The sequence below is a fragment of the Vibrio mytili genome, from assembly GCF_000830505.1.
Taxonomy (GTDB): domain Bacteria; phylum Pseudomonadota; class Gammaproteobacteria; order Enterobacterales; family Vibrionaceae; genus Vibrio; species Vibrio mytili.
This window is the reverse complement of record NZ_JXOK01000082.1, coordinates 1-24,493: the sequence shown is the minus strand read 5'-3', so window position 1 is coordinate 24,493 and position 24,493 is coordinate 1. Positions and strand designations below refer to the sequence as shown.

Annotated in this window: 18 protein-coding genes and 3 pseudogenes; 16 read left to right on the top strand and 5 right to left on the bottom strand. The window is 45.7% G+C overall.

What is annotated here, in order from left to right; genetic code table 11:
- Window positions 1-44 precede the first annotated feature (44 nt).
- The 4 genes from zwf (at window position 45) to SU60_RS22055 (ending at window position 4,452) form a co-directional block, all read left to right on the top strand.
- On the top strand, window positions 45-1,547 hold the full coding sequence (gene zwf / locus SU60_RS19800; RefSeq protein WP_041157029.1) for a glucose-6-phosphate dehydrogenase: 1,503 nt from the start codon (window positions 45-47) through the stop codon (window positions 1,545-1,547).
- The gene (pgl, locus tag SU60_RS19795) at window positions 1,544-2,260 is read left to right on the top strand and encodes a 6-phosphogluconolactonase (protein WP_041157028.1); all 717 of its coding nucleotides are present in this window, start codon (window positions 1,544-1,546) and stop codon (window positions 2,258-2,260) included. Before zwf ends, pgl begins: the two co-directional genes overlap by 4 nt.
- A gap of 39 nt (window positions 2,261-2,299) precedes the next feature.
- Complete coding sequence (gene gnd, locus SU60_RS19790) at window positions 2,300-3,748, top strand: decarboxylating NADP(+)-dependent phosphogluconate dehydrogenase (protein ID WP_041157027.1); 1,449 nt, start codon at window positions 2,300-2,302, stop codon at window positions 3,746-3,748.
- 566 nt (window positions 3,749-4,314) lie between these two features.
- Window positions 4,315-4,452: a hypothetical protein gene (locus SU60_RS22055; RefSeq protein WP_164833058.1), complete on the top strand. Its 138-nt coding sequence runs from the start codon at window positions 4,315-4,317 to the stop codon at window positions 4,450-4,452.
- Between the two features lie 88 nt (window positions 4,453-4,540).
- Here SU60_RS22055 and SU60_RS19780 read toward each other — a convergent pair whose 3' ends face one another.
- Window positions 4,541-6,310: a sigma-54-dependent Fis family transcriptional regulator gene (locus tag SU60_RS19780; protein ID WP_041157115.1), complete on the bottom strand. Its 1,770-nt coding sequence runs from the start codon at window positions 6,308-6,310 to the stop codon at window positions 4,541-4,543.
- A gap of 322 nt (window positions 6,311-6,632) precedes the next feature.
- Between SU60_RS19780 and exaC the strand changes: the two genes are divergently transcribed.
- The gene (gene exaC / locus SU60_RS19775; protein WP_041157025.1) at window positions 6,633-8,153 is read left to right on the top strand and encodes an acetaldehyde dehydrogenase ExaC; all 1,521 of its coding nucleotides are present in this window, start codon (window positions 6,633-6,635) and stop codon (window positions 8,151-8,153) included.
- A 74-nt stretch (window positions 8,154-8,227) separates the two neighbouring features.
- Here exaC and SU60_RS19770 read toward each other — a convergent pair whose 3' ends face one another.
- The 3 genes from SU60_RS19770 to SU60_RS19760 all read right to left on the bottom strand — a co-directional run bounded on the left by SU60_RS19770 (window position 8,228) and on the right by SU60_RS19760 (window position 11,513).
- On the bottom strand, window positions 8,228-9,754 hold the full coding sequence (locus SU60_RS19770) for a tripartite tricarboxylate transporter permease (RefSeq protein ID WP_041157024.1): 1,527 nt from the start codon (window positions 9,752-9,754) through the stop codon (window positions 8,228-8,230).
- 19 nt (window positions 9,755-9,773) lie between these two features.
- Window positions 9,774-10,268, bottom strand: coding sequence for a tripartite tricarboxylate transporter TctB family protein (locus SU60_RS19765; RefSeq protein ID WP_041157023.1), 495 nt, complete (start codon window positions 10,266-10,268; stop codon window positions 9,774-9,776).
- A gap of 273 nt (window positions 10,269-10,541) precedes the next feature.
- The gene (locus SU60_RS19760) at window positions 10,542-11,513 is read right to left on the bottom strand and encodes a tripartite tricarboxylate transporter substrate binding protein (protein ID WP_041157022.1); all 972 of its coding nucleotides are present in this window, start codon (window positions 11,511-11,513) and stop codon (window positions 10,542-10,544) included.
- 270 nt (window positions 11,514-11,783) lie between these two features.
- Between SU60_RS19760 and SU60_RS19755 the strand changes: the two genes are divergently transcribed.
- The 11 genes and pseudogenes from SU60_RS19755 to SU60_RS19710 all read left to right on the top strand — a co-directional run bounded on the left by SU60_RS19755 (window position 11,784) and on the right by SU60_RS19710 (window position 24,021).
- Entirely contained in the window at window positions 11,784-12,182 is a 399-nt protein-coding gene (locus SU60_RS19755; RefSeq protein ID WP_041157021.1) for a GFA family protein, read from the top strand.
- A 264-nt stretch (window positions 12,183-12,446) separates the two neighbouring features.
- Window positions 12,447-13,165 (top strand): annotated as a pseudogene (locus SU60_RS19750) (GntR family transcriptional regulator).
- 12 nt (window positions 13,166-13,177) lie between these two features.
- Entirely contained in the window at window positions 13,178-14,074 is an 897-nt protein-coding gene (gene prpB / locus SU60_RS19745; RefSeq protein ID WP_041157020.1) for a methylisocitrate lyase, read from the top strand.
- A gap of 134 nt (window positions 14,075-14,208) precedes the next feature.
- Window positions 14,209-14,933: pseudogene (locus SU60_RS22960) on the top strand (citrate/2-methylcitrate synthase).
- Window positions 14,927-15,349: a citrate/2-methylcitrate synthase gene (locus SU60_RS22955; protein WP_483414610.1), complete on the top strand. Its 423-nt coding sequence runs from the start codon at window positions 14,927-14,929 to the stop codon at window positions 15,347-15,349. Before SU60_RS22960 ends, SU60_RS22955 begins: the two are co-directional and overlap by 7 nt.
- Window positions 15,350-15,525: 176 nt before the next feature.
- The gene (acnD, locus tag SU60_RS19735) at window positions 15,526-18,129 is read left to right on the top strand and encodes a Fe/S-dependent 2-methylisocitrate dehydratase AcnD (RefSeq protein ID WP_041157019.1); all 2,604 of its coding nucleotides are present in this window, start codon (window positions 15,526-15,528) and stop codon (window positions 18,127-18,129) included.
- Window positions 18,130-18,138: 9 nt separating this feature from the next.
- Window positions 18,139-19,335, top strand: a complete 1,197-nt coding sequence (prpF, locus tag SU60_RS19730) for a 2-methylaconitate cis-trans isomerase PrpF (RefSeq protein WP_041157018.1) — start codon at window positions 18,139-18,141, stop codon at window positions 19,333-19,335.
- Window positions 19,336-19,414: 79 nt separating this feature from the next.
- Window positions 19,415-21,307, top strand: a complete 1,893-nt coding sequence (locus SU60_RS19725; protein ID WP_041157017.1) for a propionyl-CoA synthetase — start codon at window positions 19,415-19,417, stop codon at window positions 21,305-21,307.
- 201 nt (window positions 21,308-21,508) lie between these two features.
- Window positions 21,509-21,985, top strand: coding sequence for a GNAT family N-acetyltransferase (locus SU60_RS19720; RefSeq protein WP_041157016.1), 477 nt, complete (start codon window positions 21,509-21,511; stop codon window positions 21,983-21,985).
- Between the two features lie 282 nt (window positions 21,986-22,267).
- Entirely contained in the window at window positions 22,268-23,725 is a 1,458-nt protein-coding gene (locus SU60_RS19715) for an NUDIX hydrolase (RefSeq protein ID WP_041157015.1), read from the top strand.
- Window positions 23,726-23,799: 74 nt separating this feature from the next.
- The gene (locus SU60_RS19710) at window positions 23,800-24,021 is read left to right on the top strand and encodes a VF530 family protein (RefSeq protein ID WP_041157014.1); all 222 of its coding nucleotides are present in this window, start codon (window positions 23,800-23,802) and stop codon (window positions 24,019-24,021) included.
- A gap of 101 nt (window positions 24,022-24,122) precedes the next feature.
- Here SU60_RS19710 and SU60_RS19705 read toward each other — a convergent pair.
- A pseudogene (locus SU60_RS19705) lies at window positions 24,123-24,493 on the bottom strand (TonB-dependent receptor); the annotation flags it as partial.

The following is a 24,493-nucleotide window of genomic DNA, read 5'->3' as shown; positions in this document are numbered from 1 at the left end:
CGTATCCGGGCATACAATCAGTACCTCGTTTTAAGGGAAGAATGATGGTAATACCAGAAAACAGCAGCATCGTTATTTTTGGTGCTTCAGGTGATCTAACATATCGCAAGTTGATTCCTGCTTTATACCACCTCTATGCGAGCAAACAGCTTCCAGATAACTTTACGATTCTCGGAGTCAGCCGCACTGAATACAGTGACGAGTCTTACCGTGAAAAACTGCAAAAATCACTTAAAGAAATGGAAAAAACTGAGCCAGAAACGCTCAGCGCATTCATCAACCATCTTCATTATCAAGCGATCAACACCTCTGATACACAAGATTATGGCAAGTTAGCAACACGATTAGATGAGTTAGCTGCTCAATATGGTCATGATCAACGCAACACGCTTTTCTATCTAGCAACACCTCCAAGCCTTTACAGCGTTATTCCAGCTAGCCTCGCAGCGCATGGTTTAAACAGCGAGGAAGATGGCTGGAAGCGATTAATCATCGAAAAGCCATTCGGTTATGATCTCGAGTCGGCGCGTACCCTTGATACGGAAATACACGAACATTTCCAAGAGCATCAGATCTACCGAATCGACCACTACTTAGGTAAAGAAACGGTGCAGAACCTTTTGGTTCTTCGTTTCTCAAATGCGATGTTTGAGCCGCTTTGGAACCGTAACTACATCGAATATGTTGAAATTACAGGTGCTGAGTTCTTAGGTGTTGAAGAGCGAGGTGGTTATTATGATAACTCTGGTGCCGTTCGTGATATGTTCCAGAACCACCTGCTTCAAGTATTAGCAATGGTCGCGATGGAACCGCCAGCTCAAATTAACGCTGACGCTATGCGTGACGAAGTAGTGAAAGTACTGCAATGCCTTAAACCGCTAGATGACCAAGCACTACGTAACGACCTTGTGTTGGGACAATACACGGCGTCAGAGGTTCGTGGGCAGAGCTTACCTGGGTATCGAGAAGAGCCTGGTGTTGCCGACGACTCGCGCACAGAAACTTATATCGGTTTAAAAACTTACGTTAATAACTGGCGCTGGAATGGTGTGCCTTTTTATGTTCGTACAGGTAAGCGCCTGCCGACACGCGTAACGGAAGTGGTCATCCACTTTAAGCAAACACCACATCCTGTTTTTGGCCAAAATGCACCTGAAAATAAGCTGATTATTCGTATTCAGCCAGATGAAGGCATCCAAATGAGTTTCGGTTTGAAAGAACCAGGCGCTGGGTTTAAAGCGAAAGAAGTGAAAATGAACTTCCATTATGCGGATCTTCAAGAAACGCAAATGCTCACCGCTTATGAACGTCTTCTTCTTGACTCGTTAAACGGTGATGCCACGTTGTTTGCGCGCAGTGATGCAGTTGAAGCATGTTGGCAGTATGTACAGCCAATTCTAGACTTCAAACAAGATCCCCAGTCACTCTTTGGATACGCATGCGGTACATGGGGACCAAAAGAGTCTGATGACTTGTTGCAGCGTAGTGATCGCGCTTGGCGTTTCCCATGCAAAAATTTAACAGATACGGATTACTGTGAATTATGATCAACCATAAGATTTATCAAACACCAGAGCAGGTCGTAGAAAGCCTTGCCAATGACATGAAAGCATTCAGCGAAATGGGCAAGCCTATCCATATTTCGCTTTCTGGTGGCAGTACGCCAAAAATGCTTTTCAACTTACTTGCGACGGATGCGTACGCGACTTCAGTTCAATGGCAAAACCTTCACTTTTGGTGGGGTGATGAGCGCTGTGTTGCTCCGGATGATGCAGAAAGCAACTATGGCGAGGCTAATGCGCTTCTTTTCAGTAAAGTTGCTCTGCCCACTGAGAACATCCACCGCATTCGCGGTGAAGAGGATCCAGAAGTAGAAGCGGAACGTTTTGCTAACGAAATGCTAGACGCAATTCCATCTTTGCACGGTACGCCAGTGTTCGATTGGATCCTACTTGGTGTTGGCGCTGACGGTCATACTGCTTCTTTGTTCCCAGGACAAACGAATTACGATGATGCGAATCTGTCGCTAGTTGCATCACACCCTGAATCGGGTCAGCTTCGTGTGTCAAAAACCGCTCGCGTTTTAGAAGCAGCGAAGCGTATTAGCTACTTGGTACTAGGCGCTGGGAAAGCAGACATTGTTGAAGAGATCAACAGTTCGCCAGCTGAGGCACTGCCATACCCAGCTGCAAAGGTTCAATCCCAGTCTGGTCTCACAGAGTGGTACTTAGATTTAGATGCAGCTGCGAAAATTTCGTAACACGTTGCTCGTCATTAAAAGATTAATTGGAGAGAAATAATGAAAGGTGATATCGGTGTAATTGGCCTAGCGGTAATGGGTCAAAACCTTATCCTAAACATGAACGACCACGGCTTTAAAGTTGTCGCTCACAACCGTACTGCTGCGAAAGTAGACGAGTTCCTGGAAGGTCCAGCAAAAGGCACTAACATCGTTGGTGCATACTCTCTAGAAGAGTTAGTAGAGAAATTAGAAACGCCACGCAAAGTGATGTTGATGGTTCGTGCTGGTGACGTGGTTGATAAGTTTATTGAAGCGCTTGTTCCATTGCTAGATGAAGGTGACATCATCATCGATGGTGGTAACACAAATTACCCTGATACAAACCGTCGCGTTGCTGCACTGCGTGAACAAGGCATCCACTTCATTGGTACTGGTGTATCTGGTGGTGAAGAAGGCGCACGTTTCGGTCCATCTATTATGCCAGGCGGCGCTCCAGAGGCTTGGGAAGCGGTTAAACCTATCTTCCAAGGTATCTCTGCAAAAACTGATGCTGGCGAGCCTTGCTGTGACTGGGTTGGTAACGATGGTGCGGGTCACTTCGTGAAGATGGTTCACAACGGTATCGAATACGGCGACATGCAGTTAATTACTGAAGCTTACCAGTTCATGAAAGACGGTCTTGGTATGTCTGCTGACGAGATGCAAGCAGTATTTGCCGAGTGGGACAAAACAGAACTAAACAGCTACCTTGTTGAAATCACCGCTGACATCCTTGGCTACAAAGACGAAGACGGCGAGCCGCTAGTTGAGAAAATTCTAGACACAGCTGGCCAAAAAGGTACGGGTAAATGGACGGGTATCAACGCGCTAGACCTAGGTATTCCTCTAACGCTAATCTCTGAGTCTGTATTCTCTCGTTGTCTATCTGCACTGAAAGACCAACGTGTTGAAGCTGAAAAACTGTTCGGCAAAACCATCACACCTGTTGAAGGCGACAAGCAAGAATGGGTTGATGCACTACGTCAAGCGCTTCTAGCGTCTAAGATCATCTCTTACGCTCAAGGCTTCATGCTAATGCGCGAAGCGTCTAACGAAAACGGCTGGGATCTAAACTACGGTAACGTTGCACTAATGTGGCGTGGTGGTTGTATCATCCGTTCTGCATTCCTAGGCAATATCCGAGATGCATACGAAGCAAACCCTGAACTAGCGTTCCTAGGTTCTGATGATTACTTCAAAGGCATCCTACAAAACAGCCTAGCAGCATGGCGTAAAGTTGCAGCTAAGTCTCTAGAAGCTGGTATCCCAATGCCATGTACGACTTCTGCACTGACGTTCCTAGACGGTTACACGACGGCGCGTCTACCTGCTAACTTACTGCAAGCTCAACGTGACTACTTCGGTGCGCACACTTACGAGCGTATCGATCGTAAACGTGGTGAATTCTTCCACACTAACTGGACAGGTACAGGCGGCGATACGGCGTCTACGACTTACGACGTTTAATCGTTTTAAGTAAACCAGTTTAAGTATAAAAGATGCCCATGTGGCATCTTTTTTATTCATCAAAGATTATATGCAGGTTCTATTGGTTGGTTTTGATGAAGTTGGTTCTGCTTTTTTAGGCAACTAAATACACAGTTTTTGTGTGGAGTATTTTCTTTACATCGTAAATATGAAATTTGTTTAAATTGCATATAAAGTGCACTTTGTTGTAATAAAATGTGAATAATTTTTTTGTATTGCTGATTAGAAACAGGTAGTCATCGTGTTAGAACTGCGTGAACTCATCCTTTTCTATGTGAAGCTCTTATAACTATATATGTTTTATATCAATAGTTTATTAATATTTTTATATGTAACAACTTGCATTTCTAATATTAAATACGCCTCAATGATGAAAATTAACTATATATCAGCCTGCGATCTACGCCTATAATACTCGGCCAAAAGGATGATGCTTAGTTAAACGATCTCCTTTAAATTTGAAATCGATAGGGATCCCGGTGAATGGCTTTCACTGGCTTCACGTATATTGCTATATAAATAACATAACCATTGAGGTTCTCATTATGACTCTTAATAAGTACTTTGTTTTCGTTCCGGTTGCACTTGAAACCGAAATTAAAAAAGAGACTGAAGTTAGTTCAAATAAAGAGGCTCAACGTCAGACACTATTAAAACAGGCGCAACAACAGGGCGGTCTGTAAGCTAGGTTTCAAATTAATAGAGCACCCATTCTTGGGTGCTCTATTTTTACAAGATAACGTCAGTGCTGAGGTTACTTGGCTATATATATTATTTTATTAATCCCAACGTTTTCAGTTTGCGGTAAATTGTATTTCGGCTGACACCCAGCATACGAGATGTTTTGCTTATATTGCCTTGGTTGGCCTGATAGGTTTGAACAAGTTTATCTTCTACCGTACTACGCATATCTCGTATTTCCGATACATCTGTCATCTCTTCCAGTGTGCTCTGAGCTTCGGTGAGTTTCTTCGCTAGGTGGGAGGGAACGTGTACAAGTTCTAGAGTCTCTTCTCCTTGGGCCATCAGAGCCGATACTTTTAATAAACTGTCCAGTTCTCTTAGATTTCCAGGCCATGAGTAGGAGAGAAAGAGAGAAAGAAGATGAGGGCACAGCTGTTGCCCAGGTTCGCCGTGTTTCCGATGAATATTCTCAATCAATTGCTTTTTGTCCGCACGATCTTCAAATTTAGGCAATTCAATGATTAATCCATTGAGTCGGTAATACAAGTCTTGGCGAAATTCTCCTAACTCTACTAATTTCTCGAGGTCTTTATGTGTTGCGGCGATGATTTGGGTATCAACTTGAATGGTCTGATTGGAGCCAACGGGCAGAACCGTTTTGTCTTGTAGAACATGGAGCAGACGGCTTTGTGCTTCCATAGGTAGATCCGCTATCTCATCGAGAAATAAGATCCCTTTGTGTGCCTGACGGATCTTACCTAGATAGCCTTTGTTACTTGCCCCGGTAAACGCGCCAGCAACATAACCAAACAGTTCAGATTCGACGAGATCTTTTGGTAGAGCACCACAATTTACGGAAACAAGAGGACCGGTTTTTCTTTGGCTATTTTTATGCAGCGCTTTGACGAACTCATTTTTCCCAACCCCTGTTTTCCCCAAAATCAGTAAGCTGATGTCCTTGTCAATCACTCGATTTGCTTGTTGCCAGCAGTGCTCAACACTGGAGTCACCGAAATGAAGGTCATTCGATGCGCTGATAGAGCGGTGTTGTACTTTTTCCTCTGTTAATGACGCTGTTTTATACACGATAGTTTGATCTGAATTCTGGAGGTCGAGAATGTCCTCTATCGATTGTCCGATAACATCACTGCGATGAAGTAACTGTGATGCTACTTGATTATGGGCCAAAACCTCACCTTTTCGGTTAGCAATAATAATGCCTTGCCAGCCACTATTAAGGAGACCTCGTTCACAGGCTATGTCCACGCGTATGTGCCCGTTTGGTACTTGGTTAAGCATTTGATTCTCGACGCGCTGAACCATAGTTTGCAGCAAGACTTGTGTTGATAATTCATGCTTTTCTTGTTCACTGGTAATATCCAATATGCCAAGCAATCGACCTAGGTGGTCGAAAACAGGGGTGGCTGAACAACTGATGAAGCGGTGGTGCTGAATGAAATGTTGGTCACCAATAACCGATACAGGTTTCGCTTCCACTAGAGCAGTTCCAATCGCATTGGTCCCTTTGACTCTTTCTTGCCAGCAAGCTCCGGAACTGAGTGCGATTTCTGTGAGTCTCTCTCGGAATTTAGGTTGACCCCAACTGCCAATGACGATGCCGTCGCTATCAGTCAGGATTAAGCGACTGTCACTATGTGCAAAAGTCTGATTAAACAAAGGCAACGCAAACTTTGTCACCGCCTCTAAGAGGAAGTTAAGTTGGTGGCGTCGTTCTTCTAGGGTAGCAGGCGTCACCCTAATGTCCTCTGGGCGACGTCTTTGCTTCAAACCGGCTTGCGCACTTCGATTCCAAGATGTAGAAAGCCAGTTATTGTCGGTAAGATGTTGAATTTGCATGACTGTACCATTTTGCCACAATGTGGGTGTGTCATTTTGGAACACTTGAACAGTGCGGAACATAACGGACTTTAGCTCAGGCACTATCCACTCATATTGTTATTGTTTGTTAATCATAGTTTTACAATTAATTAACAACAAGTCGCTCTAACTTGGCTTGTGACTTGCGTAATTTTGTTGGTCAACGGTGCGATAGCACACTGATACCTAAATAAACTCAAAAGGTGAACATTTAAGCATTAATGCTCTGATTGCTAAGCCTTTAAATCATTTGGGTACATAACAACAAATGCTAAATGAACGAGAAACAAAAGGAAGAGTTATGATCTATGCACAACCAGGTAGTGAAAACGCCATTGTTAACTTCAAATCACATTATGATAACTTCATCGGGGGCGAATGGGTAAAACCGTCGAGTGGTGAGTACTTTGACAATATCTCCCCCGTTAATGGTAAGCCTTACTGTAAAGTGGCTCGCTCGGGAGAAGCTGATATTAATTTAGCATTGGATGCGGCGCACAGCATTCGAGAGACGTGGGCAAAAACCAGTGTGACAGAGCGTTCTAATCTGCTGTTGAAAATTGCTGATCGTATTGAGCAGCACATTGAAGAACTTGCTTTGGTAGAAACATGGGAGAACGGTAAGCCAATACGGGAAACGCTTGCAGCGGATATACCACTGGTTGTTGACCATTTTCGCTATTTTGCCGGGTGTATCCGAGCGCAAGAGGGTAGCGCGGCTGAAATCGATCAAAATACCGCGGCGTACCATTTCCCTGAGCCAATTGGTGTCGTCGGACAAATTATTCCGTGGAACTTCCCCATCCTTATGGCTGCATGGAAAATTGCGCCAGCACTTGCAGCGGGTTGTTGTGTTGTACTTAAACCAGCGGAACAAACCCCAACGTCGGTATTGGTTTTAATCGAAAAAATCGCGGATTTGTTACCACCGGGAGTTCTCAATGTGGTGAATGGTTATGGCTCTGAAGCGGGGCAAGCGTTGGCGACCAGTAACCGTATCGCGAAGTTGGCTTTCACCGGATCGACACAAGTGGGTAATCACATTCTAAAATGTGCCGCTGACAACCTCATCCCTTCAACGGTAGAGCTGGGTGGCAAGTCACCGAACATCTACTTCCCGGATGTTTTTAACCACGAAGATGAATTTGTCGACAAATGCATCGAAGGCACACTACTTGGCTTCTTTAACCAGGGAGAAGTCTGTACCTGCCCATCCCGCGTTTTGGTTCACGAATCCATCTATGACCAGTTTGTTGCGAAAGTTGCGGAGCGAGCGAAGTTGATTAAGCAAGGCAACCCCCTCGATACGGAAACACAAGTTGGGGCTCAAGCCTCTCAAGAGCAGTTTGATAAGATTCTTAGTTACCTCGAAATCGGTCGAGAAGAAGGTGCAAAAGTGCTCTTTGGGGGTGAGATTGCGACGCAAGAAGGCGATCTTGAGCAAGGCTACTACATCCAGCCAACGCTACTAGAAGGGCATAATAAGATGCGCGTATTCCAAGAAGAAATTTTTGGTCCAGTCATTGCGATAACGACATTCAAAGATGAAGCTGAAGCACTCCAGCTCGCCAACGACACAGAATATGGTCTTGGTGCTGGCGTTTGGACCCGAGATCAAAATCTGGCATATCGAATGGGTCGCAACATTGAAGCTGGTCGTGTCTGGATCAACTGTTACCACGCGTATCCGGCTCATGCGGCATTCGGCGGTTATAAAAAGTCGGGTATTGGACGTGAAACGCACAAAATGATGCTAGGTCATTATCAGAATACCAAGAACTTACTGATCAGCTATAGTATCGATCCTCTTGGCTTTTTCTAGGTAAAACAACCAGAAACGAAAAAAGCCATCGCTAGGATGGCTTTTGCGTCTATTAGGGGGAGTAATAGACTGAGTTACTGTTTAACTTTCACTGGTTGAGCTCTGAGCTTCTGGAATAAGTTAACAAATAACGGGCTGCTCAAAACCAAAACTGCTAGGACTGTAAAGGTTAAGGAAATAGGACGTTCCCATAAGAAGCTCAACTCACCATCAGAAATCATTAATGCACGACGTAAGTTCTCTTCCATCAGTCCACCAAGGATAAAGCCAAGCAGTAATGGAGCGAGAGGAAAGTTTGCCAAGCGAAGAGCTATCGCCGCCATGGCTACGAGCAGCATTACAAACACATCCATGGTATTGAACGACACTAAGTACACACCGGTAATTGAGAAGAACAGAATCATCGGAAGGAGGACCGTTCTTGGCACCGCAAGTAATTTTGAGATGTACGGGATAAGTGGTAAGTTCAGAATAACCAGCACGATGTTGCCAAAGTACATTGAGATAATTACCGACCAGAACACATCTGGGTGTTCAACAAACAGGCGAGGGCCAGGCTGAATACCGTAGGCGATCAATGCACCAAGCATGATTGCAGTCGTGCCTGAACCGGGAATGCCCAATGTTAGCAAAGGTACAAATGAGCCACTTGATGCTGCGTTGTTAGCTGATTCTGGCGCAACCAAGCCACGAATACTGCCTTTACCAAATTCTTCTTTTTTCTCTTTCGGAGCAAGGTTACGTTCCAATCCGTAACTCAAGAAGGCTGCAATTGTTGCGCCCGCTCCAGGAAGTACACCTGTAAAGAAACCAAGAATAGAAGAACGGATAGAGACGGGGGCTACTTCTTTGATTTCTTCTTTGGTGACCTTCATGGATCCTATGTTGCTGAGCTTTTGCTGCTCTTCGTCACGAGTATCGTCAGAAGGCTTAAGAATGCCCATCAACGTTTCGCCCAAAGCAAATGTCGCCATTGCTAACAGTAGGAAGCTAAACCCATCCATTAAGTCGGTCAGTCCAAAGGTAAAGCGTTCCACACCGACACCTTTGTCAATGCCAACCGTTGACAGCATTAATCCGAGAATTGTCATCATCCATGCTTTGATCACTTGACCTTTACCTGCAAACGCTGCAACGGCGGATAAACCAAGTAGCATGAGAGCAAAGTAGTCCGACGACTGGAAGCTAAGTGAAACCTTCGCTAGAGCGGGAGCCGCAACAAGTAACATGATTGCTGACAGTGTACCACCTGTAAAAGAGGAGTAGGCCGCGAGCGCCAGTGCTTTGCCTGCCTGACCTTTTTGTGCCATTGGGTAACCATCAAATGCGGTCACAACGGTTGAAGAGCAGCCCGGAGCATTGATAAGGATCGAGGACGTCGAACCTCCAAATACCGCACCATAATAAACACCTGCCATCAAAATCAGGCCAGATGACGGCTCAAGACCGTAAGTGATTGGGATCATCAATGCGATGGCAGAAATCGGGCCAAGACCCGGCAGCATGCCGATAAATGTACCGACGAAGCAGCCGACGATCACCATCATGATGTTCATTGGCATCACCGCCGTGGATAAACCTTGTAGAATTCCATCTAACATAATTCTTTCCTTTCTTTGGCTACCAGATGGTGAAAATTAAACCTGGCTCGAGGTAGATATCTAAACCTTGAGTGAGCAACAAGTAGAAGGCGATGACAAAAGGGAAAGAAGCGCCAAACAAAATGGGCTTACGTCTTTCACCGAGCAAGTAAAAGCCTGCGAGCAGGAAGAAGCCTGTTGCCAACACAAAACCTAGGTAGGTAAGCCCAAGTCCGTACAGTGCCATCAATGCCAGGAAGGCAATGAGCAATTTCCAGTTGAACGTCAACACCGCTCCGCTCTTTTTATCTGGTTGTCCTGTTACAAGCAGTAAAAGTGCTAATCCGATACCGATATAGGTAAGGATTGTCGGTAACGTACGCGCGGTAAACGGTTCGTATTCATCACCAGGGAATAGAGGGATTTGTGACGTTTGGTAACCGTAACAAAGACAAAAAAGAAGAAAGATCATTGCACCGACGCGATCACGACAGAGCAAATACTCTTTGGTAAAAAAGTTGGTTGAACGAGACATATTCAACTCCTAACAAAATAAAAAATCCGTATATGGGCGTTAATGTGCAAGTAAATTCATTAACAATTAAGCTTTTCGCTGCTAGTCGAGCCGCTTAATAATATCCAAATGACTTCCAGATGCTGGTTTCAGAGCAATCTTGCCCAGCCATGCTTCTCGAGGTTGTTTGGGTATATAAACAAAGGAGTTTGTATGCCGAATGCCGACAATGCCCATATACGGTGAAACTTTAAGTGCAGAACACATAGGGGCGAAAGGACTCGCCCCTAAGGGTTACTTCAGAAAACCTAATTCACGCATTAGATCGCCCATTTGCTGCTCTTGATCTTCAAGGAAAGCAAAGAACTCTTTATCTGCCTTGTAGTTGTCGATCCATCCATTTCGGTCACGAACAACTTGCCACTCGTCAGTGTTATACATCTTAGTGAAAGCGCTATTCCACTCATCAATCTTTTCTTGGCTGACACCAGGAGCGGCAAAAAATCCACGCCAGTTTGCAAAGACGGTTTCATTACCATATTCGGTGAGTGTTGGAATATTTGGAGCCGCATCTAGGCGTTTTGGTGCTGTGACGGCCAGTACTTTGACTTGTCCAGATTTGGACATTTCCAGTACTTCACCCAAGCCTGTTGATAGCAGTTGAGTTTCGCCAGAGAGCAGGGCCGCCATCGCTTTACCACCAGCATCGTATGCGATGTAACGGACTTTACGTGCATCAAAGCCTTCGCCTTTAAATGCCGCTGCAACAACGAGATGGTCCATTGAACCGCGCGCTGAGCCGCCCGCTATTTTTACGTCGCGAGGATTGGCTTTAAAGGCTTTTACTACATCTTCCCATGTGTTGTATGGAGAATCGGCTGAAGCCACGATTGCACCGTAGTCGGCAATTGTTGCAGCAACTGGTGTTAGATCGCGAAATGATTGTGGGAAGATGCCCGTAAGGGAGCGAACAACAATGGGGGTCGAGTTGACCATCAGTGTGTCTTCTTGGCGATCAGCAGTTTCAATTAGGTGAGCTATCGCTTTACCGCCACCGCCGCCAGAGAGGTTTTGGAAGGAGACCGTGTCAACAATATCTGCTTTCACTAAGACATCGCCAGTTCCACGAGCGGTCATATCCCAGCCGCCACCCGCACCACCAGGAATAAGGAAATGCATTTTTTCTACATCCGCAGCAAAAGTGTTGAATGAAAATGTAGCTGCGATGATTGACGCGGCGAGCGTTGGTTTGAATACCTTTAACATGTTCACGTTCCTTCTTTAGTGTGACCCTATTCTGTGGGTGGGTCTTTTTGTTTTGATGAGTATTACTATTGTTTCAGTTGTAAAGCTGAACTTTGGTGAAAGGTTAATGAACTGTTAATGATGTGTCTGTAAAAGGGAGATAAAGAGAATATTGGTTATAACGGTAATTCTGTTCATAAAGTTCACAGCGAAAAACTGGCGGTTGGTCACGCAGGTATGCCGAACATTAGGTCATAATGTTGCGAGTACCAACTTGATAAGGAGAGCTAAATGAAAGGAACATGTCTGTGCGGCGCAATAGAAGTGGTAGCAGAACCAAAAAATGAGGTGAGCCTATGTCACTGTTCAATGTGTCGAAAATGGTCGAGCGGGGCGCTTCACGCGGTGCACTGTGGCCCAGATGTCACTTTTAAAGGTGCAGAACCTAAACGTTATCAGTCGTCAGAGTGGGCGGTTCGAGGTTTTTGTGGCGAATGCGGTACCAATCTGTTTTATCATCTCCTACCAACCAACGAATACATCCTCTCGGCTGGCCTGTTTGATAATCCAGATTTCAAATTGACGCTAGAAATTTTTACCGATGAAAAGCCGGATTATTACGATCTCAATCCACACTCGAAAAAGATGACCGCGCAAGAGGTCTTCGAGCAATTTGCACCCAAAGAATAGCTGGTTGCGGTTTTATGGCTCGGCAACAAGTTGGATTTCCTTTATTTTCAAATCAGTATGAATCTTTTAGTTGTCGACAATTTGTTTATTTTTATAAGTTTCCCCTTCATTAAACCTCTAAAATTTTAATTTTCCCCGCTTAAGACTAAGACCTTAGTCTAGATTGTCGACAATTAACTTGATTGTCGACACTTTGATGGTTTACTTTATATACAGATTAAGAAAATGTAGACATTTTGGTGTCGTTAACACGAGTGGTTGTATATGAACACTGAGTTGAAAACCCGATATAAAGCGATCGCATCCGAGAAAGAGCATACTAAGTCAGAAACGCTGACGGAGTCTCTCATCGAGCAATCGTTAATGGGGACGTTGAGCCGGGAAGTAAAATCTCTGAGCCAGAGCTTGCAAGGAAATATCAGGTCAGTCGAGGGCCTTTGCGTGAAGCGATCATGCGTTTGGAAGGGCTTGGGTTAATTGAACGTATTCCGCATGTTGGCGCACGCGTAATTACGTTTTCACCAGAAAAGTTGATTGAGCTTTATGCCGTTCGCGAAGCGTTGGAGGGAATGGCGGCGAGACTTGCAGCGCGTCATATTACACAAGAAGAGCTATTGAGTTTGGAGATGCTATTGTCGACACATTCAAAGCATATTGACCAAGTTGAGGGTGCCTCATACTTCCACCAGCATGGTGACTTTGACTTTCACTATCGGATTATTCAAGCAAGCCGAAATAGCAAGTTAATCACGCTTCTTTGTGATGAGTTGTATCACTTGTTGCGTATGTACCGCTACCAGTCACCGCGCGCACAATCTCGTCCTAATGAAGCGCTTCATGAACACAAGTTTATCTTGGAAGCGATTCGTAACCGTGATGAAGAATTAGCCGAAATGTTGATGAGGCGCCACATATCTGGAAGTCGAAAACTCATTCAATCGCAAATTATTCATACAGAAAATGAAAGTATAGATAAAGACTAGAAGGAATTCGTCATGAGCTTAACACCGGGAGCGAAATTCAGACTCGCTATTGAACAAAACAATCCGCTACAAATAGTCGGCACAATTAACCCTTATTGCGCAATGATGGCGAAAAATTTAGGCCATCAAGCGATTTACTTGTCGGGTGGTGGCATTGCGAATGCCTCTTATGGTTTGCCAGATTTAGGTATCACAACATTAAATGACGTTCTGGTTGACGTTGACCGTATTACTAACGCGTGTGATTTACCGTTATTAGTGGACATTGATACTGGGTTTGGTGGTGCATTCAATATTGCGCGCACGATTAAATCGATGGAAAAAGCGGGTGCAGCAGCCGTTCATATGGAAGATCAAGTGGCACAAAAACGCTGTGGTCACCGCCCGAACAAAGCCATTGTTAGCCAGCAAGAGATGGTTGATCGCGTGAAAGCTGCAGTTGATGCACGCAACGATGACAGCTTTGTCATTATGGCGCGTACTGATGCACTTGCAGTAGAAGGCATGGACAACGCCATTGAACGCGCGATTGCTTGCGTGGAAGCGGGGGCGGATATGATCTTCCCAGAGGCGATGACCAAGCTAGATCAATATCTACAATTCTCTAACGCTTTGGAGCAAGCAACGGGCAAGCACGTTCCTATTTTGGCAAACATCACTGAATTCGGAGCAACACCACTGTATGGCTGTGATGAGTTAGCAAAGGCAAAAGTGGACATGGTGTTGTACCCACTCAGCGCGTTTCGTGCCATGAACAAAGCTGCAGAGACAGTATACAAACACCTTTTAGACGTGGGTAATCAGGAAGCATTGGTGGATTCAATGCAAACGCGTAAAGAACTGTATCAGCATCTGAACTATCACGATTACGAAGACAAACTAGACCAACTATTCTCTGAGGGGAAATAGGCGGCACAACAAAATAGTCGGAAGCCCAAGAACAAATTTTAGTCATACGAATATCAATCCAATAACGTGAAAGCCGTCTGGTTAATAACTAACGTTCCACAAGAGAACAAAGCCAGACCCAAAAGGAGTTGAACATGCCTCAATCTGTAGATAAGAAAGCAGAAATAGGTGGCGCTGGCCTGCGCGGTCAAAGCGCTGGAAGCACAGCTTTATGTACTGTCGGTAAAACGGGAACGGGTCTTACATATCGTGGTTACGATATCACTGACCTTGCCAATCATGCTCAATTTGAAGAAGTTGCCCATCTTCTGTTACGCGGTCACTTGCCGAATCAACAAGAGCTAGATGCTTATAAGACACATTTATTGAGCCTTCGGGGCTTACCCACTCAGTTGAAACAAGCTTTAGAACTGATTCCTGCTACTGCGCACCCGATGGACGTGATGCGTACGGGTTGTTCTGTGTTAGGTAACCTAGAACAGGAACTGAGCTTTGATGAGCAACTGCAAGCAACGGAACGTATGCTGCGCTATTTCCTGCCATTATTTGTTACTGGTACCGTTTCAGCCATGATGGCGTGAGGGTTGACACCGAAGATCAGACCGAAGACTGCATTGGTGGTTATTTCTTGAGACTGCTGACGGATAAAGCGCCGAGTGATTTACATAAGCAGGTGATGCATTGCTCATTGATTCTGTATGCCGAACATGAGTTTAATGCGTCAACCTTCGCAGCACGCGTTTGTGCTTCAACGTTGTCAGACATCCATTCCTGCATTACCGCGGCTATCGGAACGCTCCGTGGTCCTCTTCATGGCGGGGCAAACGAAGCCGCGATGGAGATGATTGAAGATTGCTGACGCCAGATGAAGCAGAAGCGAACATCATGAAAATGTTGGCAAATAAAGACAAGATCATGGGCTTTGGGCACGCGATTTATCGCGAAAGCGACCCACGTAACGCTTTGATCAAACGTTGGTCTGAAGAGTTGTCGAAGCACGTCGGTGACACGCATCTTTACGCGGTGTCTGAGCGCGTGGAATCGGTCATGAAGCGTGAGAAAGGTCTGTTTTGTAATGCTGACTTCTTTCATGCATCGGCGTACCACTTTATGGACATCCCAACCAAATTGTTCACACCAATTTTCGTGATGAGTCGTCTTACAGGCTGGGCTGCACACGTTTATGAGCAGCGCGCGAATAACCGAATTATTCGTCCGAGCGCGGACTACACTGGGCCAGACCATCAAGAGTGGGTACCGATTGAGAATCGCTAGCGCGTAACGCCTTCTCTTACGTTCTATTTTCTCCGCGTAAGAGAAGGCTCTTTCTCATCACTCACGTTATTAGAATAGCGACATCTTAAAAAAGTTCTCCAAACTGCTTGTCGAAAGTGATGTTTCTAGAGTGATGGGGAGAAGGCCAAGATGTACAGATTGAATGGAAGCAAACCATGAGCACAACCATTAATACCCAATATCGTAAGTCGCTTCCGGGGACTCAACTTGATTACTTTGATGCCCGCGAAGCCGTAAATACTATTTCTCCTGGAGCTTATGAAACGCTCCCTTATACCTCGCGCGTTCTTGCCGAGCAGCTGGTACGCCGCTGCGATCCCAACGTATTAAAAGACAGCCTTAAACAACTTATTGAGCGTAAACGCGATCTTGATTTTCCTTGGTATCCAGCTCGTGTTGTTTGTCACGACATCCTCGGACAAACGGCACTGGTTGATTTAGCTGGTTTACGTGATGCGATTGCAGAGCAGGGCGGTGATCCTTCAAAGGTCAATCCGGTGGTAGAAACTCAGCTGATTGTTGACCACTCTCTTGCGGTTGAACACGCTGGTTTTGATCCTGATGCATTCGAGAAAAACCGCGCAATAGAGGAGCGTCGCAATGAAGACCGCTTTCATTTTATTGAGTGGTGTAAAACGGCATTTGAAAACGTCAGCGTTATTCCTGCTGGTAACGGTATCATGCACCAAATCAATTTGGAAAAAATGTCGCCAGTGGTACAAGCGAAGCAGGGTATTGCTTACCCAGATACGTGTGTAGGTACGGACAGTCACACTCCTCATGTTGATGCGTTAGGGGTCATCGCGGTTGGGGTTGGTGGTTTAGAAGCCGAGACTGTTATGCTGGGTCGTCCATCAATGATGCGCCTGCCTGATATTGTGGGTGTCAAACTAACGGGTAAACGCCAGCCGGGCATTACCGCGACAGACATTGTTCTTGCGATTACTGAGTTTCTTCGCAATGCGCGCGTGGTCTCTTGTTACCTTGAGTTCTTTGGTGAAGGGGCGCGAGACCTGACCATCGGTGACCGCGCAACCATCTCTAATATGACACCTGAATACGGTGCATCAGCAGGGATGTTCTACATTGATGAACAGACCATCACTTATCTGAAACTGACAGGCCGTGATGAGCAGCAAGTCGATCTAGTCGAGAAATACGCGAAACAAACAGGTCTTTGGGCAGATGATATGGTTACTGCTGAATATGAGCGGGTCCTTGAATTCGATTTGTCTTCAGTAAGCCGTAACATGGCTGGTCCTTCAAACCCTCACCGCCGTCTTCCAACTGCAGAGCTCGCTCAACGTGGTATTTCTGGCGCGTGGGAAGATAAAGAGGGCGAACTGCCAGATGGTGCAGTGATCATCGCTGCCATTACGTCTTGTACGAACACCAGCAACCCAAGAAACGTGGTAGCGGCGGGACTGTTGGCGAAGAAGGCGAATGAGCTCGGCCTTGTTCGTAAACCGTGGGTGAAATCGTCGTTTGCGCCGGGTTCTAAGGTTGCGCGTTTGTACCTAGAAGAAGCCGGCTTACTTCCGGAACTCGAGAAGCTTGGATTTGGCATTGTCGGTTATGCATGTACAACCTGTAACGGTATGAGCGGTGCATTGGATCCAAAAATTCAACAAGAGATCATCGATCGCGATTTGTACGCGACAGCCGTGCTTTCTGGTAACCGTAACTTTGATGGCCGAATCCACCCATATGCGAAGCAAGCTTTCCTCGCGTCACCACCGCTGGTGGTCGCGTATGCGTTAGCTGGCACGATTCGTTTTGATATAGAGCGTGATGCACTTGGTACGGATCAAAACGGTAATCCAATTCATCTAAATGATTTGTGGCCAAGCGACGAAGAGATCGATGCGGTTGTTGGCAAGCACGTTAAGCCAGAGCAGTTTAATCAGGTTTACATCCAGATGTTCAAACTGGGTGACACGGCGCAAAACACCAATCCACTTTACGATTGGCGCCCTATGAGTACGTATATCCGCCGTCCTCCGTATTGGCAAAAAGAGGGAGAAGGAGCGTTAGCGGGTGAAAGAACGCTGTCTGGCATGCGTCCTTTAGCGGTTCTGGGCGACAACATTACCACCGACCACCTATCACCATCGAATGCGATCATGGCAAGCAGTGCGGCAGGTGAATACCTTGCAAAGATGGGCGTTCCGGAGCAGGACTTTAACTCTTACGCGACCCACCGTGGAGACCACTTAACGGCGCAACGTGCGACCTTCGCTAACCCGAAACTGTTCAACGAAATGGTGAAAGAAAACGGCGAAGTTGTGCAGGGCTCTCTTGCTCGCATTGAGCCAGAAGGTCAGGTTGTTCGCATGTGGGAAGCAATTGAAACTTACATGAATCGTAAACAACCACTGATTGTTGTGGCTGGCGCGGATTATGGTCAGGGGTCATCTCGTGACTGGGCAGCAAAAGGTGTTCGATTGGCTGGCGTAGAAGCGATTGTTGCGGAAGGCTTTGAGCGTATTCACCGTACTAACTTGGTTGGCATGGGTGTGTTGCCACTGCAATTCAAACCGGATGTTAACCGTAATACATTGGAACTGAATGGCACTGAACTTTACGACGTAGTGGGTGATATTAAACCGGGCGCGGATTTGGCTTTGGTAATCACCCGCAGCAATGGAGAGAGGGTCGACGTGCCTGTGACTTGTCGCTTAGATACTGCTGACGAAGTTCATGTGTATAACGCGGGTGGTGTATTGCAGCGTTTTGCTCAAGACTTTTTGGCTCAATAAGGAGTCGCTATGAAAAACATTTCTCCTAACATGATGAGTCAAATAAAAGTACCTGCGACGTATATGCGTGGTGGAACGAGTAAAGGTGTCTTTTTCAATCTCGATGATTTGCCTCAAGAGGCGCAAGTGGCGGGCGAAGCGCGTGACAAGCTGTTATTGCGAGTGATCGGCAGTCCCGATCCTTATGCAAAGCAAATTGATGGCATGGGATGCGCAACCTCAAGCACCAGTAAAACGGTGATTGTATCGCGCAGTTCTCGTGATGGTCACGATGTTGATTACTTATTTGGACAAGTGTCCATTGATAAACCATTCGTTGACTGGAGTGGTAACTGCGGCAACTTGTCTGCTGCAGTCGGCCCGTTCGCGATTCATGCTGGCTTGATTCCGCAAGAATGCATACCTGAAAATGGCATCGTGACAGTGCGGGTGTGGCAGGTGAACATCAGCAAAACGATCTTAGTCCATGTGCCTATCGTGAATGGTTTCGTGCAAGAGACCGGAGAGTTTGAACTCGATGGCGTGACATTCCCAGCGGCGGAGATTCAAGTGGATTTTGTAGACCCGGCAGACGGCGAAGGCAGCATGTTCCCTACGGGTAACTTGGTCGATGATTTGGTGGTGCCGGATGTGGGCACCTTCAATGCGACGTTCATCAATGCGGGCATTCCGACCATCTTTATTGATGCAGATTCACTTGGGTATCAGGGAACAGAGCTGCAAGACGACATTAATAACGATGATGAAGCGCTGGCCATGTTTGAATCTATCCGTGCGCACGGAGCATTAAAAATGGGGTTGATTTCAGATCTTGAAGAAGCCCAAAAACGCCAACATACACCCAAAATAGCCTTTGTTTCTCAACCGAAAAACTATGTCTCGTCGAGTGGTAAGTTGGTCGCCGAAGGTGATATCGATGTGCTGGTTCGCGCTTTATCGATGGGGAAACTTCATCATGCAATGATGGGGACCGCTGCTGTCGCGATAGCCTCAGCTGCCTGTGTTCCGGGGACATTGGTGAACCTAGCTGCTGGTGGTGGAGAAAAAGAGTCGGTAGTTTTTGGTCATCCGTCAGGAACGCTAAAAGTAGGCGCAAAAGCGCAGCAAACCGAACACGGCTGGATGGTACAAAAAGCCATCATGAGTCGAAGTGCGAGAATACTGATGGAGGGCCTTGTGCGTGTTCCCTCCGATGTCTTTGAATAAAACGAGAGTATTACCAAAAGTAGCAAATAACCGCTTATTTAGGGTGATAGTAAAGTCAGGACATACTGGAGGAAGCAATATGTCTTCATACGAGCAATCTTTATATGAAAAAGAATACCAATGGGCGCAAACAGAACCAGAGAGTTTTTGGCGTGTTCAGGCAGACAACATTGATTGGTTTGAGTCTCCAAAGACCATTTTGAAAGCGGACGAAAATGGTATCGAACGCTGGTTTCCAGACGGGGTGATGAACACATCTTGGTTGGCGCTAGACTACCATTGTGAGCTAGGTCGTGGTGATAGCATCGCCCTTATCTATGATTCACCAGTGACGGGAATTAAGAAAACGTATACCTACGCTGAACTACGAGACCAAGTGGCGAAGATTGCCGGTATGTTGTCTTTGCAAGGCGTTGAAAAAGGTGACCGAGTGGTCATTTATATGCCGATGATCCCAGAAGCGGCAATGGCCATGCTCGCTTGTGCACGATTGGGCGCAATTCACTCAGTCGTTTTTGGTGGTTTCGCACCCAATGAGCTCGCGGTGCGGATTGAAGATGCTGAGCCAAAAGTCATCATGACAGCGTCGTGTGGGATTGAAATTAACAAGGTCATTCCTTACAAACCTATGGTCGACCAAGCCATTATGGATAGCCGTTGGAAGCCGGAGAAAGTCTTAGTCTTCCAGCGCCCTGAATGTGAAGCTGAACTTGGCCAAGAGCGAGATTTGGATTGGCAACAAGAATACAGCCAAGCACTCCCACACGCTTGTGTCCCTGTTTTAGCCACAGACCCTCTGTATATTCTTTACACCTCAGGTACGACGGGTAAGCCGAAAGGGGTGGTCCGTGATAATGGCGGGCATGCGGTGGCGATGAAGTACTCAATGAATGCCATCTACAATATTCCTCAAGATGGCGTATTTTGGGCCGCGTCGGATGTTGGTTGGGTCGTCGGGCATTCGTATATCGTTTACGCTCCACTCATTCATGGATGTACAACGATTCTGTTTGAAGGCAAGCCAGTCAGGACCCCCGATCCTGGCGCGTTCTGGCGGGTATGTGAGGAATACAAAGTTGATGTGTTGTTTTCCGCTCCAACCGCGTTTCGTGCGATTAAGAAAGAAGATCCGGAAGGTGCGTGCCTAAAGCAGTATGACCTATCTAATTTGAAAACAATTTTTATGGCTGGTGAACGCTTGGATCCTCCAACGCTTGAGTGGGTCCAAAGCAAAGCTGAAAAACCTGTGATTGACCATTGGTGGCAGACAGAAACAGGTTGGGCGATTTCTGGTAATCCGACGGGGATAGAAATGATGCCAGTGAAAGCGGGGTCATCAACTAAGCCTATACCTGGTTACCAAGTCGACATTCTCAATGAATTTGGTGAAGTAGTCGGTCCTAATCAGCAGGGTTTTGTCGCGATAAAACGTCCCTTGCCACCGAGTTGTTTGCCAACGGTATGGCGCAACCACGACCGATTCGACACGGGGTATCTGAGTCAGTTTCCAGGTTATTATGTGTCGGGGGATGGAGGCTATCTGGACGAGGACGGGTATTTGTTCATTATGGGACGAATTGATGATGTCATAAACGTCGCAGGGCATCGCTTATCTACTGGCGAGATGGAGGAGATTGTCGGTGGTCACCCTGCCATTGCCGAGTGCGCGGTAGTGGGTATCCACGATGATTTAAAAGGACAGCTTCCGCTAGGTTTTGTGGTACTGAAAGACGGTGTCAAAGTAGACGAGCTTGACTTGGAAGGCGAGTTAGTCGGAAAAGTACGCAGTGAGATTGGTGCGGTTGCTTGCTTTAAGCATGCGTTGGTCGTAGACCGATTACCGAAAACCCGATCGGGTAAAATTCTCCGTCGAACCATTCGTCAGATTGCCGATGGTGAGAAGTATACGGTACCTTCGACCATTGATGACCCAACCAGTCTCAATGAAATCGAGCGGGTATTACGCCGTTAGAATCTGTTGTGATTAGCTCCGTACTTTTGCCCCTGTGAATCTCGCCACCACAGGGGCTTTGATAATCCTTCTAGTTACACCAACGAAATTCACACTAACGAAGCAACATTAACCACATAAAATAAAAAGCTTGTGTGCTTGCCATCCTTCCACTTTAGACACAAACTACAAAAATTCCATGATTGGCAGTTGTCCTTATTTATGTCTGAATTTTTAATCAAGCCTGCGCGTTTTGAAGATCTTGAAAGCCTCAACGATCTGATGTTCGATTTGCATGATGAACATCATGTCCAATCTCCAGAATTATTTAAAACAGCGGAGGAGATTGAACAGGAAAAAAGTATCGCTCGTTATATCGATAACCCGGAATGTTTAGTGTACGTTGCAAGAGAGGCTGAGGTGATTATAGGGTTTGTATCAGGCCATTTTTGTGAGCTCATCTCTGCGGTCAGTAACCCTGTTATGATGGGCAGCGTTGACGAACTCTATGTTTTGCCAGCATATAGAAAGCAAGGCGTTGCAATAGCACTACTCGAAAAGATTGAATCAACTTTTACAGACTATGGTGTGAAGCAAATGTTTGTCGAGGTATGGGATTTCAATCAACAAGCACTCGCACTATACAAAAGGGAAGGGTTTGGTCCTCATATCCACTGCCTACGTAAACCGCTTTCGTGACCTCAAATCTTAACAAACTGTTACGCACATAAAGACAATCCACGATTTGATGGCAATATATGACTTTTAGCTGCCTTAAAATTAAGACTTTATGCAATATGCATGTATTTTCCTGACATAAAATTCATATTGGTGGCAGAATTGCCCGCTAAATTTGCGTTGTGTCTGAATATTGTCAGAGTTGCATTAAATCTGATTGTGTATGATGGTTGGTTCGAGTGAGCTTGTTTCTTCCAGTATTAGATGATTACGTAACAACTACTCCAATGAAAGGTTATATCTGTGCTGAGACTGCTGTTTTTTCTCACTGTCTTTTCTTCTCTGTTATCTGTATCACCGACAGTTCTTTCGAAGCCGTCTTCTTCGGAGGAGCAAGGCGCACAGAAAGGAGCGCTGTGTGTTATCCGTGCTGAAGATAAACTTGTTCTCGTTCATGAAATATTAACCGATAAAATATCATTACCCGGTGGGACCATTATAGAGGGTGAACAACCTGAGCAAGCCGCTCAAAGAGAAACCTGGGAGGAAACGGGTTTAGTCGTGACGGTCGGTAATGAGGTGGGGCGAACACCTACTGCGATTTTTTATGATTGTACTTCAGACTCAGAGATTATTGCGTTTGAGCTGGATAATGAGCTGGGAGGTAATGAAGTCCCTATTTGGTTTGCACCGCACTACGGTGTAGAGATCGCGTCTGCCATGCTTTTACCGCCAAATGAGCTCCCTTCTTCTCTCTACCGATACAAAGAGCAGTGGCGAGCTGTTATCCATTATTTTGATCATGCCACTGTTCAACCAGTGCGTTTTGTTGGTCATTTAATTGAGTCTGCCCCTGTGTTTCGACAACTCGAATTATCGTGGATGATGAGCTTACAAAGTTGGGTGGGGTCAGTATCAGAAAGCAGTGGACGAACAGTGAGTGAATTGGCCAGTGTTATCGAGAACCTGTCTTCTGCAACAACGTTGTTACTTTTGTTCCCTTTCGTGCTGATGCGCTTTGGCCATCGTTACGTTTATCAATTATTTTTCGCCATTTCTGTTACGTCACTAATGACTCTTATTGCACAGTTAGGCTTTGCTTTACCTAGCCCTAACGTGTACATACCGATGGCTGAATTAAGCGGTCAATTTGGCTTCAGTTTCCCTTGTTTACCCATTGCAATTTGGAGCTGTGTTTTAACCTTCTTCTTTCAACAAGCAGGTAAAGTCGGAGGGGCGGTGACTGTAGGTATCGCTTTAGGAATCACTTTATTGGTTATATTGGCTAAATTTTTCCTTGGTAATGCATTTATTTTAGACATGTTTTTTGGTGCATTGCTGGGTGTATTAGTCGCATGGCATGTACTTCGCTTGGAAAGTCATTCCGAGATTGACGTGGAACAATTGCTCACTTCTAAAGGTGTCTGGTTTGCGATGACGTTGATTACGGCCGTGGTCTCACTCATTTGGCCTTTACCAGTGTTTGGAAACTGGCTAGCAATACTACTTACGGCTTCTGCGTTAGTTCTCAGCTTTAAAGAGTCATCGACAACGTTGAATGTCCAGCAAGTTGTTTTTCTGTCGTTAACGCTTATTTTAGCCGAACAGTTGTATGCATATTCAGCATCCCAATTTTCGTATAGCGGATTATATTCTTTGGTGTTTGGTACGCTTCATTATCCTCTATTAATGGTTATGTTTGTCCTGCTCGCTAGAAAGCAAACATGTAAACAGAAACTGAAGAATCTGGGCTGCGGTTAAATAATAAAGTGATTTAAAGCAACACACTCTCTGGTACACTTAACCGCCTCTCTCCGATGATAGAAACGTTAACAATGAGTGCTGAACAACCTAATAACCCGCTGCATGGCTTGACCTTAGAACAAATCCTCGTTCGTTTACAAGAACACTATGGATGGGAGGGCTTGGATGCAGAAATACAGATAAATTGCTTCTATAACAACCCTTCGATTAAATCGTCTCTAAAGTTTTTACGCCGAACACAATGGGCAAGAGATAAAGTAGAAGCACTTTACATTGAGACGTTTTGTAAGTAAGACTTGAACCGAAGCGAACGTACGAACTTATCGAGAAATCACGCTTTTCAGAGAAAAGCCGTGATTAACAACTACGTGATTAACAACTACGTGATTAACAACTAGTAGGTTACTTGGTAATTAAGAGTATAAGTGCGGCCACGACCTTTATAATCGTAGGCGGCAGAATCATAATGAGATGAGTAAACAATTTGAGCTCTTTGCCCCCAGATAGTGGTGTAGTCTCTGTCAAACAAGTTTTGGACGCCAAAACCGAGACTGCCTACAGGAAGTTGGTAGGAGCCCACTAAATCAAATACTGTGTACCCATTGAGTTTGTTGTGATCCGCATCTTCGTAATCAAACATGGTTTGGCTTTGAACTTTTAGCGCTAAATTTGTATCGTACCAACCCGCCCAAGCTTTGGCTTTTGAAGTACTTGCTTCACCTGCTGTGAAATCTTCCCAACCGTTATCGCCTTTTACTTCCGATT

Coding starts and splice junctions, on each gene's coding strand:
- gnd (WP_041157027.1), top strand. CDS start 2,300: ATGAAAGGTGATATCGGTGTAATTGGCCTAGCGGTAATGGGTCAAAAC.
- SU60_RS19770 (WP_041157024.1), bottom strand. CDS start 9,754: ATGTTAGATGGAATTCTACAAGGTTTATCCACGGCGGTGATGCCAATG.
- exaC (WP_041157025.1), top strand. CDS start 6,633: ATGATCTATGCACAACCAGGTAGTGAAAACGCCATTGTTAACTTCAAA.
- prpF (WP_041157018.1), top strand. CDS start 18,139: ATGAAAAACATTTCTCCTAACATGATGAGTCAAATAAAAGTACCTGCG.
- SU60_RS19765 (WP_041157023.1), bottom strand. CDS start 10,268: ATGTCTCGTTCAACCAACTTTTTTACCAAAGAGTATTTGCTCTGTCGT.
- SU60_RS19710 (WP_041157014.1), top strand. CDS start 23,800: ATGAGTGCTGAACAACCTAATAACCCGCTGCATGGCTTGACCTTAGAA.
- SU60_RS19720 (WP_041157016.1), top strand. CDS start 21,509: ATGTCTGAATTTTTAATCAAGCCTGCGCGTTTTGAAGATCTTGAAAGC.
- SU60_RS22055 (WP_164833058.1), top strand. CDS start 4,315: ATGACTCTTAATAAGTACTTTGTTTTCGTTCCGGTTGCACTTGAAACC.
- SU60_RS19760 (WP_041157022.1), bottom strand. CDS start 11,513: ATGTTAAAGGTATTCAAACCAACGCTCGCCGCGTCAATCATCGCAGCT.
- pgl (WP_041157028.1), top strand. CDS start 1,544: ATGATCAACCATAAGATTTATCAAACACCAGAGCAGGTCGTAGAAAGC.
- acnD (WP_041157019.1), top strand. CDS start 15,526: ATGAGCACAACCATTAATACCCAATATCGTAAGTCGCTTCCGGGGACT.
- prpB (WP_041157020.1), top strand. CDS start 13,178: ATGAGCTTAACACCGGGAGCGAAATTCAGACTCGCTATTGAACAAAAC.
- SU60_RS19755 (WP_041157021.1), top strand. CDS start 11,784: ATGAAAGGAACATGTCTGTGCGGCGCAATAGAAGTGGTAGCAGAACCA.
- SU60_RS19725 (WP_041157017.1), top strand. CDS start 19,415: ATGTCTTCATACGAGCAATCTTTATATGAAAAAGAATACCAATGGGCG.
- SU60_RS19780 (WP_041157115.1), bottom strand. CDS start 6,310: ATGCAAATTCAACATCTTACCGACAATAACTGGCTTTCTACATCTTGG.
- zwf (WP_041157029.1), top strand. CDS start 45: ATGGTAATACCAGAAAACAGCAGCATCGTTATTTTTGGTGCTTCAGGT.